Source organism: Stenotrophomonas sp. HMWF023, from assembly GCF_003060985.1.
GTDB classification, from domain to species: domain Bacteria; phylum Pseudomonadota; class Gammaproteobacteria; order Xanthomonadales; family Xanthomonadaceae; genus Stenotrophomonas; species Stenotrophomonas lactitubi.
Genome location: NZ_QAIJ01000120.1, coordinates 1 through 12,171 on the forward strand (window position 1 = coordinate 1; position 12,171 = coordinate 12,171).

Here is a 12,171-nt window from a genome sequence, read left to right on the forward strand (position 1 = left end):
CGGTATGGATCGGTGGCCAGGTGCAGCCGGTGATCGACGGCAACATCCGCTGGTAGCGCCGGGCCACGCCCGCCGGCCTGCCGCGCTGCACGCTCGCGGGGCATGGCCCCGCGCTACCCTATGCGGCCTGTTTCCTGGAGTTCCCGCCTGATGTCCGCACGCCGTTTCCTGCAGCTGGATGTGTTTTCCCCGCGCCCTGGCGCTGGCAATCCGCTGGCTGTCGTGCTCGATGCCGAAGGCCTGGACGACGCGGCGATGCAGGCCATCGCCCGCTGGACCCGCCTGCCTGAAACGACCTTCGTGTTCCCGCCACAGGCCGCCGGCGCCAGCTACCGGCTGCGCATGTTCAGCCCGCAGAAGGAAGTACCGTTCGCCGGCCATCCCAGCGTCGGCACAGCCCATGCGGTGCTGCAGGCAGGCATCGCCGTGCCGGTTGACGGGGTACTGGTACAGGACGGCATCGCCGGGGCGCTGCCATTGCGCGTGACCGGCGAAGGCGCACAGCAGCGCATCGCCATCCGTACGCCGCGTGCACAACTGGCCGAGACCGCGGTTGCCGACGATCCGCGCCTGCAGCCCGCCCTACAGGGCTGGCCGCTGGGTGCGCTGCCACCTGCACGCATGCAGGGCGGACGCAGCTGGTGGGTCGTGCAGGTTGCGGACGAGGCCGCGTTGCGCGCCCTGCGCCCCGATTGGGATGCGATCGCCACGCTGGCTGAATCGACCGACAGCATGGGCGTGTTCGCCTATGCCTTTGCCGATGGCAGCGACGGTTACGACCTGGCCGTGCGCGCCTTCGTCGGCAATGGACGCCGCTTCGAGGATGCTGCTTCAGGCGCGGCCAACGCCGTGCTGGCGGCCTGGCTGGACCTGCGCAATGCCCTGCCGCGCGGCCGCCAGCCCTTCGAAGTCAGCCAAGGCCGCGAAGTCGGCCACGATGCGCGCCTGACCCTGCTGGTCGACGAAGACGGCGAGGTCTGGTCGGGCGGCCAAGTGCAGACGGTGATTTCCGGCACCATCGACTGGTGATTGCCCGTACGAGGTAGCGCCGGGCCATGCCCGGCGTCTTTCCGCTGCGCTCGCCGGGCATGGCCCGGCGCTACCACCTTCTCAGCCCAGCTCGGCTTCGAGGCTGATCGGCACTGCGCTCAGCGCCTTGGAAACCGGGCAGTTCTGCTTGGCGTCATCGGCGATCGCGCGGAACTGAGTCGCATCGATTCCCGGCACCACCGCCTTCACTTTCAGCCGGATCTGCGACAGCTGCGGGCCGCCTTCCATCGACAGGTCGACCTTGGCTTCGGTATCCAGCGAGGTCGGGGTGAAACCCGCTTCGCCGAGCTTGGCCGACAGCGCCATGGTGAAACAACCGGCGTGCGCGGCGGCGATCAGCTCTTCGGGATTGGTGCCTTTTTCATCACCGAAACGGCTGTTGAAGGCGTAGCGGGTTTTGTCCAGCAGGCCGCTCTGTGGCGTGCTCAACTGGCCCTTGCCCGACTTCAGGTCACCTTCCCAATGCGCGGTAGCGTGTCGCGAGATTCCCATGTCCTGCTCCGTTGTGGCTGCGATGAACCAATACCCTGGCACGCGCCGCGTTAGCCCTGCGTCGCTCCGCCGCATGCGCCGCGCCTGTCCCGAGCCAGCGAGTGGACACTTCTTCGCCACCAACCCGGCGATTTCTCCCTTGTTTTCAGTCATTTCGCCAACCCGACCGAAAACACGAACACTGCGGTGCAGTGCACCACGACACCCGTTTCCCGCACGGCCGGCCATGTACTGAATCGGCCTGGATATGAAAAAACATGCACTTTCAGCGCTCCAGGCTATTGGCGGCGCCCAAGAGTTGCCCTACATTGCGCTTGCCGACGGGGTTCGGCGCCGACCAAACAACCAACCGTTCACGGAACAGGAAACCATGGCAAAGACCGCTAAGAAGGCTGCCCCGAAGAAGGCAGTGAAGAAAGTCGCGACGAAGGCTGCTGCCGCCAAGCCGGCCGCTCCGAAGCCGATCAAGGAAGTGCTGACCAAGTCGGGCCTGGTTGCACACATCGCTGAAGTCTCCGGCGTTGTCGCCAAGGACGTCCGCGCTGTGCTGGCCTCGCTGGAAGGCGCTGTCGCCGCTTCGGTGCACAAGAAGGGCGCAGGCTCGTTCACTCTGCCGGGCCTGCTGAAGATCAGCACCGTCAATGTGGCAGCCAAGCCGAAGCGCAAGGGCATCAACCCGTTCACCAAGGAAGAGCAGTGGTTCGCCGCCAAGCCGGCCACCACCAAGCTCAAGGTTCGCCCGCTGAAGAAGCTCAAGGACGCTGCGCTCTAAGCGCGCGCCCTGCAGCGGATACCTGACGGGACGGCCTTGGCCGTCCCGTTTTTTTTGCCCGGCATCCGTGCAGTAGATCCACGCCACGCCTGGACGCCGTCCCCTGCGACTCCGCAACACAGCGTTTCCCGCGCCCACGCAATCACCCGCACAGGTCCGCCGCCCATGGCCGCGCCGCTGTTTTTCCAGCGCAGGAACGAACCGGGTGGAACACTGCGTGCAGCCCCGGCCATCGCCGCCGGCCAATGCCTTGCCTATGGTGGACACATTCCTCCCCACCAGCGCGAGCACCCCCATGGCCAGCCCCTCCACCCGCTACCGGATCTCGGTGACCCCGATCGAAAAGGACGGGCACCAGTGCACCGGGCGCTGCACCATCGAACTGGAACACCGTGCCAGCCGCGACCTGATGCGCCTGCTGGAATCAGCCCCGCGCACGGCAGGCCTGAGCGGCGACGAACGTGCCACGCTGGTGGTGGCCACCCAGTTGCTGCGTGACATCGTGCAGCGCCATGCAGACACCGACGGCCACGCACTGGCAGCTATCGCCTCACAGGTGCTGCCGGCATTGGATGCGCTGGAGCAGCTTCCCTCTTCGCGCTGAGCAGGCCCCGGCCGCTACACTGCCGCCTTCCAGGTCGCCTCGGGGAGGAGGCAGACATGCGTGGTTTTCTTTCCTTGTTGATCCCGTTGCTTGCGGTGGGGTGTTCCAACCCGCCCGCTCCAACCGATTCCAGCACGTCGGACTCAGCCGCCGCTGCAACCGCCCCTGCCGTGCCAACGACGAAAGCGGCATCGGAGGCAGCTACCGTCGACGCGATCGCCATCGACCCGCTGTATGGCGCCGTTGCCATCGGCAGCGAATCGCCCGCGGGAATGCTCAACCGCTACATGCTCGACCTGCTCAACCAGAACAAGACGCGCAGTGATGCGGCCTGGACCTATGCCCCGGCAGACCCGCGCCATGCTGACGACGCCGTACTGCGCCTGCTGCCCGACGTGCGCAATCTGCGCCTGGACAGTGACGTGGCGGTGCCACGCGACGATGCGCAGCCACCGCGCCTGCTGGAAGTACCGGTGAAGATCCGTGCGCTGACCGCCAAGGGCACCTTCCGCTACCACGGCTGGTACCGCGTGCAGCCCAGTGCCGACGCCCGCGCCTGGCAGATCCAGTCGGCCAGCCTGCAGCCAACGCTGGACTGAACCGTTGCAGCGGTGTGTACCCGCGATTCAGCGGGCAAAGCTACTCTGTAGGCCTCTTCGATCCTTCTTCCGGTCACCGCCATGCGCCTGCGTTCCCTGATGACCCGCCTTGCCGCCTCGACCGTGCTGATTGCTGCCGCGATCGGCGCCCAGGCCGCCCCTTCGATCTCCGGTCGTGAACTGGCGGTTGGCGCCAGCGACGTGCAGCAGTATCTGGACGGCAGCTTCCCGCGCACCCAGGACGCACTGGGCGGCCTGATCGCGCTGACCATGAGCCACCCGCAGCTGAGCCTGCCGGCAGGCGAGCGATTGAACCTGGGCATGGACGTGGCGCTGGCCACTGCGGGCGGCAACCCGGCCAAGCTGGGCACCGTGAAGCTCAGCAGCGGCCTGCGCTATGACGCGCAGACCCAGGGCTTCCACCTGCAGCAGCCGACCGTAGATGATTTCACCCCGGCCAACCAAGGTGGCCGTCTCGACTCGCGTACCCGCGGCCTGCTCAACGCATGGCTGAGCGACTACGCCCAGCGCGAACCGATCTACAAGCTGGACCCGGCCGTGGCAGGCCTGCTCGGTGCCCTGCAGGTGCAGTCGGCGCAGGTGAAGAACGGCAAGCTGGTGGTGACCTTCAACCAGAACCTGGGCAACCTGGTGCCGGACGGCGTGCTCGGCAAATAAGCTCCCGCCAGATACGGTAGCGCCGGGCCATGCCCGGCGGCTTCTGCCCTTTCCGCGCTTCGCGCTCGCCGGGCATGGCCCGGCGCCACCGCATCACAACATCATGCGGCCAGTGCCTTCACCAGCGCCTCGCTGAAAGCGGGAATGTCATCCGGCCTGCGGCTGGTGATCAGGTTGCCGTCCACCACCACTTCCGCGTCGCGCCAGCGCGCACCGGCATTGGCCAGATCCTGCTGCAGCGACGGCCACGAGGTTACCTCGTGCCCCTTCGCCAGCCCACTGTTGATCAGCAGCCAGGGGCCGTGGCAGATCGCCGCCACCGGCTTGCCGGCATCGGCCATGCTGCGGATGAAATCCAGTACTGCTTCGTTGGTGCGCAGGGTATCCGGATTGATCACGCCGCCGGGCAGCACCAGCGCATCGAAGCGACCGGCATCGGCTTCATCCAGCGGCTGATCCACGGCGACCGAATCACCCCAGTTCTTGTCCTTCCAGCCCTTGATGCTGACCTCTTTGGCCGGCGAGACCACGCTCACCCGCGCGCCTGCTGCTTCCAGCAGGCGCTTGGGCTCGATCAGTTCGGACTGCTCGAAACCGTGCGTGGCGAGGATGGCGATCTGCTTGCCGCGTAGGCGCTGTGTCATGTCGTGCTCCAGAAGAGGGGGAGCGGACAGGGTCGGCGAAGGCGCATTGAACGACGGTGACCCGGCCGTGCACGGCGGGTGCAGAAACGCCCGGGTAGCGCCGGGACATGCCCGGCGGCTTCTGATTCCGCCCGCGCTTCGCGCTCGCCGGGCATGGCCCGGCGCTACCGGATCAGCGCTTGGGCTGCAGCATCGTGCCGGTGCACTTGGGCGAACCGCAGCGGCACTCCCAGATCTTCTTCAGCTTGGCCGTATGCCGCTCGGCCAGGGTGATGCCGTAGTTGTAGGTCAGCTCTTCGCCGGACTTGATATCGCGCAGCGCCTCGATGAAGACCTTGTCGCCGCGGCTGTCACCGTCCTCGTTCTCCTCGATCACCGCCTCGCAGTTCGGGTCGCAGCTGTGGTTGATCCAGCGCGCGTCGTTGCCCTTGTAGTTGGCATCGATCACCCAGTCGTCGTTGAGGGTGAACAGGAAGGTATGGCCGCTTTCCACATCGCCACTGTCATCGGCATCGACATCGCCGTGGCTGCGCAGCAGGCCCTTGTACTGGATCACGCGCTCGCCCTGCTTGATCGGGGCCACGGAAAACACACCGTTGCCATGGATGGCGGACTTGCGGGCTTGGATCTTCTTGGGCATCGGCAAGAGACGTTTGCAGCGAAAGGAACGTTGATTCTCGCCCATTCCGGGTGATTGCGAAAATCACCCCCATGCCCCAGCATGTCGCCCCGTCGGCCGCCCTCGGCCGCCGACCCACAGCCGGCCCCAAGCGCCCGCTGAATGGCCGGGTTGGATGCCGGCGAATAAAAGCGTACAATTTCAGTCCGCTTTAAGAATCACTCGCATCCCATGTTGCGCGTCACCAAGCTCACCGATTACGCCACCGTCGTACTGACCGTGCTCGCCGCCCGTCCGGGCGAGGTGCTCAGTGCCACCGAGCTGGCCGAATTCACCGGTCTGGAGCCGCCCACCGTCAGCAAGGTGCTCAAGCCACTGGCCCAGGCCGGCCTGGTCGAAGGCCTGCGCGGCGTCCGCGGCGGCTACCGGCTGACCCGTCCATCGATCGAGATCTCGCTGTTTGAAGTGGTCGAAGCCATGGAAGGGCCGTTGGCCCTGACCGAGTGCAGCCACGACCACCACCAGTGCGGCATGGCGCCCAAGTGCGGCGCGCGCAGCAGCTGGCGGTTGATCAACGACGTGGTCTCCGAGGCCCTGCGCGATGTCAGCCTGGCGCAGATCCTGCCCCCTCTTCCCCTTGTCGACGAAGAACAGCGCCGCACCATCGCTGTCGACGTCGTCTCCTGATCCGTAGGCAGCCCCCCCATGGCCACCGAAACCATCGAAACCGTCGCCAGCGACGACACCCCCAACCGCGAGATCCACGAGCAGCTCGGGCGCAAGTATGCGGCCGGCTTCATCACGGACATCGAATCGGACTCCCTGCCGCCGGGCCTGGACGAGGACACCATCCGCGCCCTGTCGGCGAAGAAGGAAGAGCCGGAATGGATGACGCAGTGGCGCCTGGACGCCTACCGCCACTTCCTGACCATGCCGATGCCGAACTGGGCCAAGCTGCAGATCGCCCCGATCGACCTGCAGGCGCTCAGCTACTACTCCGCGCCGAAAGGCCCGAAGTACGCCTCGCTGGATGACGTGCCGAAGGAACTGCTGGACACCTACGACAAGCTGGGCGTGCCGCTGCACGAACGCGCCAAGCTGGCCGGCGTGGCCGTGGATGCGGTGTTCGATTCGGTCTCGGTGGGCACTACCTTCCGCAAGGAACTGGCCGAGAAGGGCGTGATCTTCTGCTCGATGTCCGAAGCCATCAAGGAACACCCGGAACTGGTGCGCCAGTACCTGGGCACCGTGGTGCCGGTCGGTGACAATTATTTCGCCGCGCTCAATTCGGCGGTGTTCTCCGATGGCAGTTTCGTGTTCATCCCCAAGGGCGTGCGCTGCCCGATGGAACTGAGCACCTATTTCCGCATCAACGCCGGCCACACCGGCCAGTTCGAGCGCACGCTGATCATCTGCGAAGAGAAGGCGTACGTGTCCTACCTGGAAGGCTGCACCGCGCCGATGCGCGATGAGAACCAGCTGCATGCGGCGGTGGTCGAACTGGTGACGCTGGACGATGCCGAGATCAAGTATTCCACCGTGCAGAACTGGTACCCGGGCGACGAGAACGGCGTCGGCGGCATCTACAACTTCGTCACCAAGCGTGCCGAATGCCGTGGCGCGCGCAGCAAGGTCACCTGGACCCAGGTCGAGACCGGCTCGGCGATCACCTGGAAGTATCCGTCCTGCGTGCTGCTGGGCGACGACTCGGTCGGTGAGTTCCATTCGGTGGCGCTGACCCATCATCGCCAGCAGGCCGACACCGGCACCAAGATGATCCACGTCGGCAAGCGCACCAAGAGCAAGATCATCAGCAAGGGCATCAGCGCCGGCCGCGGCCAGAACACCTACCGCGGCCTGGTGAAGATCGACCGCAATGCCGACGGCGCGCGCAACTACACCCAGTGCGATTCGCTGCTGATCGGCAAGCAGTGTGGCGCCCATACCTTCCCCTACATCGAGGTGAAGAACCCGGGCGCCACCGTCGAGCACGAGGCCACCACCTCGAAGATCTCCGACGACCAGCTGTTCTACTGTCGCGCCCGTGGCATCAGCCAGGAAGACGCGGTGTCGATGATCGTCGACGGCTTCTGCAAGCAGGTGTTCCGCGAACTGCCGATGGAGTTCGCGGTGGAAGCCAAGAAGCTGCTGGAAGTCTCGCTGGAAGGTTCGGTGGGCTGATCGCCCGCCCTGCCCTCGCACAACGCATTCTTTTTACCGGCGGGCCGCGGCCCGCACCACGGAAACCCCCACCATGCTGAAGATCGAAAACCTCCACGCCCGCATCGGCGACAAGGAAATCCTCAAGGGCCTGTCCCTGGACGTGAAGCCCGGCCAGGTGCACGCCATCATGGGCCCCAACGGCGCCGGCAAGTCCACCCTGGGCAATGTCCTGGCCGGCCGTGACGGCTATGAGGTCACCGAAGGCAGCGTGCAGTTCGAAGGCGTCGACCTGCTCGACCAGGACCCGGAAGCGCGCGCCGCTGCCGGCCTGTTCCTGGCGTTCCAGTACCCGGTGGAAATCCCCGGCGTGAACAACACCTACTTCCTGCGCGCCGCGCTCAACGCCCAGCGCAAGGCGCGCGGCGAGGAAGAACTGGATTCCATGCAGTTCCTCAAGCTGGTTCGGCAGAAGCTGGCCGTGCTGCACCTGAAGGACGAACTGCTGCACCGTGGCGTCAACGAAGGCTTCTCCGGTGGCGAGAAGAAGCGCAACGAGATCTTCCAGCTGGCCGTGCTGGAGCCGAAGCTGGCGATCCTGGACGAAACCGATTCGGGCCTGGACATCGATGCGCTGAAGAGCGTGGCCGACGGCGTCAACGCACTGCGCAGCACCGACCGCTCGTTCCTGGTCATCACCCACTACCAGCGCCTGCTGGACTACATCAAGCCGGACGTGGTGCACGTGCTGGCCGATGGCCGCATCGTCAAGAGCGGTGGCCCGGAACTGGCGCTGGAACTGGAAGCACACGGCTATGACTTCCTGAAGGATCGGGTCGTGCCCGAGGCGGCGGTCTGATGAGCGCCCTGCTCGACTCCATGGCCCAGGCCTTCTGCGGCAGCGATGCGCGCCGCGAAGTGCTCGACAGCGTACTGCGCGACGGCTTGCCCGGCGCTCGCAGCGAAAGCTGGAAGTACACCTCGCTGCGCCAGCTGGAGCGCCGCAGCTTTGCGGCCGCGCCGTTGGCGCCGGCGCTGCTGGATGCCACCGTGTTGGAGGACATCCCGGCGCCGCGCCTGGTGTTCGTCAATGGCCGCCTCAACGACGCGCTGAGCGACGTGCAGGGCCTGCCGGCCGGCGTGCAGTTGGAAACGCTGTCTTCCGCACTGGCCGCTGGCGAGGATGCCGTACGCTTCCTCGGCCGCCGCTATGAGCGCAGTGACGAAGTATTCGCCCGCCTCAACGCTGCCCTCGCCGATGAAGGCGTGGTGCTGCGCGTGGACGACGGCGTGCAGGTCGAGGCGCCGCTGCAGCTGGTGTTCGCCAGCGTCGCCGGCGACACCGATCTGGCCTGGCATCACCGGCACCTGATCGAACTGCGTGCGGGCGCCAGCCTGGGCGTGGTCGAGCACCGCTTCAGCGTGGGTGACTCGGCGCATCTGGACAACACCGTGCTGCACGCCCACGTCGCCCGCGATGCCGTGCTCAAGCACGCCCGCGTGCAGGCCGGCAGCGCGCGCCAGACCAGCTTCCTGCGCACCGACGCGGTGTTGGCCAAGGACGCGCAGTACCACCGTGTGGACCTGGAACTGGGTGCAGCGCTCAGCCGCCACGAACTGAACGTGCGCCTGGAAGGCGACAACGCCCAGCTGACCGCCAATGGCGTGCTGCTCGGCAACGGCCGTCGCCACGTCGATACCCGCCTGGGCATCGACCACATTGCCCGCGACACCAGCGCCGAACTGCAGTGGCGTGGCGTGGCCGCCAACCGCAGCCGCGTGGTGTTCCATGGCGGCATCCAGATCCGTGCTGGTGCCGACGGCACCGACGCCAACCTGTCCAACAAGAATCTGCTGCTGTCGGCCGACGCCGAAATCGATACCCAGCCGACGCTGGTGATCGACGCCGACGAAGTGAAGGCCGCACACGGTGCCACCGTCGGCCAGCTCGACGCCAACGCGCTGTTCTACCTGCGCTCGCGCGGCCTGCCGCAGGCCCAGGCGCAGGCGCTGCTGAGCGCGGCGTTCTGCCACGAGCCGCTGAAGGTGCTGCCGGAAGCGCTGCGCGAGCAGCTGGCACGTCGGCTGGACAAGGCACTGGCCGAGGCGGGCGTGGCATGAACCTGTCCACCCCGCGACCGATCGAAGCACCCGCCGACGCCCCCGACTGGGCGCGCGTGCGCCTGGACTTCCCGCTGCTGATGCGCGAAGTGCACGGCAAGCCGCTGGTCTATTTCGACAACGCCAACACCGGCCAGAAGCCGGTGCAGGTGATCGGCGCGGTGGACGAGTTCTACCGCCGCTACAACGCCAACGTCAGCCGTGCGGTGCATGCGCTGGGTACCGAGGCCACCGACGCCTACGAGGGCGCGCGCAACAAGCTGGCCCGTTTCCTCAACGTGCGCAGCAACGACCTGGTGCTGTGCAGCGGCACCACCTTTGCCATCAATCTCGTTGCCTACTCCTGGGCCCTGCCGCGGCTGAAGGCCGGCGACGTGATCCTGGTTTCGCGCATGGAACACCACGCCAACATCGTACCGTGGCAGCTGGTAGCCCAGCGCACCGGCGCGACCATCCGCGTGGCCGAGATCACCCCCGACGGCGCGCTGGACCTGGACGCGCTGCGCGCGGCGATGACCCCCGAGGTCAAGCTGCTGGCCGTGGCCCACGTCTCCAACGTGCTCGGCACCATCAACCCGGTGCGCGAGATCTGTCGCGAAGCCCGCAAGCGCGGCATCGTCACCGTGGTCGACGGCTCGCAGGCCGCACCGCACCGCAAGGTCGATGTCACCGCCATCGGCTGCGACTTCTACGCCATCACCGGCCACAAGATGTGCGGCCCGACCGGTACCGGTGCGCTGTGGGCGCGTCGCGAGCACCTGGACGCGATGCCGCCGTTCCTGGGCGGCGGCGAGATGATCAAGGAAGTCAGCTTCGACGGCACCGTGTTCAACGATGCCCCGCACAAGTTCGAAGCCGGCACCCCCAACATCGCCGGCTTCATCGGCCTGGGCGTGGCCGCCGACTATCTGCAGAACGTCGGCCTGGACCATGTGGAAGCGCGCGAAGCCGAGCTGCTGGCGCACTTCACCGAAGAGCTGCGCCGGGTCGATGGCCTGCGCATCATCGGCGAGGCACCGGAAAAGGCAGCGGTGGTGTCGTTCCTGATCGACGGCGCGCACGCGCACGACCTGGCCACCCTGCTGGATCTGGAAGGTGTGGCCGTGCGTTCGGGCCAGCACTGCGCGCATCCGCTGCTGCAGTACTACGGCGTGGCGGCGACCTGCCGTGCCTCGCTGGCGTTCTACAACACGCATGAAGAGATCGAGCGGTTCATGACGGCGTTGACGAAGGTGCGGAAGTTGCTGGGGTGAGGTCGCGATAACAACCGGAAAGTTGCGAGCGCCACGGGAGACCGTGGCGTTTTTTTTTCCGTGGTTGCCCATGCTGCGCCACTGCACGACGACCGTAAACGTCATCTGCAGAGGCATGTAACGACCTATCGGCACCCGCCTCGGACACCAGCAGAATCATTCCTGTTATCACAAACTGCTTTATCGGAGGCGCGCTTGATACCTGGAATTCACTTCAGATCTTCGAGATCAACGGACACGTCTCCGAAAGTCGCTTTTGGAATCGGACCTGGGACCCTCAAAGATTGAACGTCAAGTGGGGCATGCATTTCGCCGAGAAGAAGATCATCCGTCGACCCGTCCGTCCTCCTAAGCCTGAACACCCCAGTCACTGATACCCACGAATAGGCATACCGATCAAACACGCTACGCTGGAGATCTATTGGTCCCCTGATGCGAACTTCGGTCTCATCGGTCACTCCAGCCTCGAACAGCTCCTTGCTGGAGCTCAATACAAAGAGCCCCCGACTAACTCCGAGATAGCCCTCCATGCGTATCGATTTACCATCGAATATACGAGGGGTCGCAGCCAGCGCCCGGAAGCTGACTCGACAAGCTGGATTCTGGCCGATCCCACAGGCCTTTGCGGGCGGTGTCTGCCCTCCTTCCTGAAGACCGCAACCGACCACGGAAATCACCAAGAAGAAGGCCACGCAAAGTTGATAATTTAGTTTCATTTCACAACCTCCGACTCACCATCTTTGGCGCTATTTTTCTCGATTGGACTATACGCTCTTAGCCGGGCCGCCGGAAAACACAAACAATCGCGAAGGCAGACCCTTATCACTGATACCCAAGTTCACCGACTACAGCCTTGCACTTTGAATCTAAATCAACATGAAATGACTTGAGCTCCTCGGAAGGCAGCTTACCTTTGTCTTCGTGATGCATTACTGCATACCCACGAAGCCCCCGGCTTCTACCCTCAGGAACAACATCGTAGACACCTTCAACCCATCCGCGAGACGCCTTTATATATGCGTTTATGACCGGCAAACAGGCATCAACGCGCTCGCTATTTTTTTCTTCACGGGCCGAACAACCTGTCACCACTGCAAGGCACAGCGCTAATCCAAGCATCAACTTGCAAAATTTCATCAGCGCCCCCTGGAATAGAAATAAATTCGTAGCCCTCGTGCC

14 protein-coding genes are annotated in these 12,171 nt (G+C 65.2%); 10 read left to right on the plus strand and 4 right to left on the minus strand.

From position 1 onward, the window contains the following. The first annotated feature begins 150 nt into the window (after positions 1 to 150). Positions 151 to 1,029 (plus strand): PhzF family phenazine biosynthesis protein, encoded by an 879-nt coding sequence (locus tag DBR20_RS06290; RefSeq protein WP_108265583.1) that lies wholly within the window; start codon positions 151 to 153, stop codon positions 1,027 to 1,029. 81 nt (positions 1,030 to 1,110) lie between these two features. Here DBR20_RS06290 and DBR20_RS06295 read toward each other — a convergent pair whose 3' ends face one another. After that, the gene (locus tag DBR20_RS06295; protein ID WP_108265584.1) at positions 1,111 to 1,542 is read right to left on the minus strand and encodes an OsmC family protein; all 432 of its coding nucleotides are present in this window, start codon (positions 1,540 to 1,542) and stop codon (positions 1,111 to 1,113) included. 370 nt (positions 1,543 to 1,912) lie between these two features. Between DBR20_RS06295 and DBR20_RS06300 the strand changes: the two genes are divergently transcribed. The 4 genes from DBR20_RS06300 to DBR20_RS06315 all read left to right on the plus strand — a co-directional run bounded on the left by DBR20_RS06300 (position 1,913) and on the right by DBR20_RS06315 (position 4,195). Next, positions 1,913 to 2,314, plus strand: a complete 402-nt coding sequence (locus DBR20_RS06300) for an HU family DNA-binding protein (RefSeq protein WP_089239384.1) — start codon at positions 1,913 to 1,915, stop codon at positions 2,312 to 2,314. Positions 2,315 to 2,609: 295 nt separating this feature from the next. Beyond that, a complete protein-coding gene (locus tag DBR20_RS06305) occupies positions 2,610 to 2,918 on the plus strand; it encodes a DUF3861 family protein (protein WP_108265585.1) in 309 nt (102 codons plus the stop codon). 170 nt (positions 2,919 to 3,088) lie between these two features. Beyond that, entirely contained in the window at positions 3,089 to 3,517 is a 429-nt protein-coding gene (locus tag DBR20_RS06310; RefSeq protein WP_308812602.1) for a hypothetical protein, read from the plus strand. Between the two features lie 81 nt (positions 3,518 to 3,598). Then, on the plus strand, positions 3,599 to 4,195 hold the full coding sequence (locus tag DBR20_RS06315) for a DUF1439 domain-containing protein (RefSeq protein WP_108265587.1): 597 nt from the start codon (positions 3,599 to 3,601) through the stop codon (positions 4,193 to 4,195). 101 nt (positions 4,196 to 4,296) lie between these two features. Here the strand turns inward: DBR20_RS06315 and DBR20_RS06320 are convergent, their stop codons facing one another. After that, on the minus strand, positions 4,297 to 4,839 hold the full coding sequence (locus DBR20_RS06320) for a type 1 glutamine amidotransferase domain-containing protein (RefSeq protein WP_108265588.1): 543 nt from the start codon (positions 4,837 to 4,839) through the stop codon (positions 4,297 to 4,299). A gap of 172 nt (positions 4,840 to 5,011) precedes the next feature. Next, on the minus strand, positions 5,012 to 5,479 hold the full coding sequence (locus tag DBR20_RS06325; RefSeq protein ID WP_108265589.1) for an SET domain-containing protein-lysine N-methyltransferase: 468 nt from the start codon (positions 5,477 to 5,479) through the stop codon (positions 5,012 to 5,014). Between the two features lie 210 nt (positions 5,480 to 5,689). Between DBR20_RS06325 and DBR20_RS06330 the strand changes: the two genes are divergently transcribed. The 5 genes from DBR20_RS06330 to DBR20_RS06350 all read left to right on the plus strand — a co-directional run bounded on the left by DBR20_RS06330 (position 5,690) and on the right by DBR20_RS06350 (position 10,992). Further along, positions 5,690 to 6,145: an SUF system Fe-S cluster assembly regulator gene (locus tag DBR20_RS06330; protein ID WP_025873978.1), complete on the plus strand. Its 456-nt coding sequence runs from the start codon at positions 5,690 to 5,692 to the stop codon at positions 6,143 to 6,145. Between the two features lie 18 nt (positions 6,146 to 6,163). Beyond that, positions 6,164 to 7,639, plus strand: a complete 1,476-nt coding sequence (gene sufB, locus DBR20_RS06335) for a Fe-S cluster assembly protein SufB (RefSeq protein WP_108265590.1) — start codon at positions 6,164 to 6,166, stop codon at positions 7,637 to 7,639. A 73-nt stretch (positions 7,640 to 7,712) separates the two neighbouring features. Beyond that, the gene (sufC, locus tag DBR20_RS06340; RefSeq protein WP_108265591.1) at positions 7,713 to 8,477 is read left to right on the plus strand and encodes a Fe-S cluster assembly ATPase SufC; all 765 of its coding nucleotides are present in this window, start codon (positions 7,713 to 7,715) and stop codon (positions 8,475 to 8,477) included. Beyond that, entirely contained in the window at positions 8,477 to 9,739 is a 1,263-nt protein-coding gene (gene sufD / locus DBR20_RS06345; RefSeq protein WP_108265592.1) for a Fe-S cluster assembly protein SufD, read from the plus strand. The genes sufC and sufD overlap by 1 nt, the downstream gene beginning before the upstream one ends. Next, positions 9,736 to 10,992, plus strand: coding sequence for a cysteine desulfurase (locus DBR20_RS06350; protein WP_100435925.1), 1,257 nt, complete (start codon positions 9,736 to 9,738; stop codon positions 10,990 to 10,992). Before sufD ends, DBR20_RS06350 begins: the two co-directional genes overlap by 4 nt. A gap of 822 nt (positions 10,993 to 11,814) precedes the next feature. Here the strand turns inward: DBR20_RS06350 and DBR20_RS21870 are convergent. Then, positions 11,815 to 12,171: hypothetical protein (locus DBR20_RS21870; protein WP_219927793.1), on the minus strand; the 357-nt coding region annotated here is incomplete at its 5' end.

Coding starts and splice junctions, on each gene's coding strand:
- DBR20_RS06295 (WP_108265584.1), bottom strand. CDS start 1,542: ATGGGAATCTCGCGACACGCTACCGCGCATTGGGAAGGTGACCTGAAG.
- sufC (WP_108265591.1), top strand. CDS start 7,713: ATGCTGAAGATCGAAAACCTCCACGCCCGCATCGGCGACAAGGAAATC.
- DBR20_RS06350 (WP_100435925.1), top strand. CDS start 9,736: ATGAACCTGTCCACCCCGCGACCGATCGAAGCACCCGCCGACGCCCCC.
- DBR20_RS06315 (WP_108265587.1), top strand. CDS start 3,599: ATGCGCCTGCGTTCCCTGATGACCCGCCTTGCCGCCTCGACCGTGCTG.
- DBR20_RS06325 (WP_108265589.1), bottom strand. CDS start 5,479: ATGCCCAAGAAGATCCAAGCCCGCAAGTCCGCCATCCATGGCAACGGT.
- DBR20_RS06290 (WP_108265583.1), top strand. CDS start 151: ATGTCCGCACGCCGTTTCCTGCAGCTGGATGTGTTTTCCCCGCGCCCT.
- DBR20_RS06320 (WP_108265588.1), bottom strand. CDS start 4,839: ATGACACAGCGCCTACGCGGCAAGCAGATCGCCATCCTCGCCACGCAC.
- DBR20_RS06300 (WP_089239384.1), top strand. CDS start 1,913: ATGGCAAAGACCGCTAAGAAGGCTGCCCCGAAGAAGGCAGTGAAGAAA.
- DBR20_RS06330 (WP_025873978.1), top strand. CDS start 5,690: ATGTTGCGCGTCACCAAGCTCACCGATTACGCCACCGTCGTACTGACC.
- DBR20_RS06305 (WP_108265585.1), top strand. CDS start 2,610: ATGGCCAGCCCCTCCACCCGCTACCGGATCTCGGTGACCCCGATCGAA.
- sufB (WP_108265590.1), top strand. CDS start 6,164: ATGGCCACCGAAACCATCGAAACCGTCGCCAGCGACGACACCCCCAAC.
- sufD (WP_108265592.1), top strand. CDS start 8,477: ATGAGCGCCCTGCTCGACTCCATGGCCCAGGCCTTCTGCGGCAGCGAT.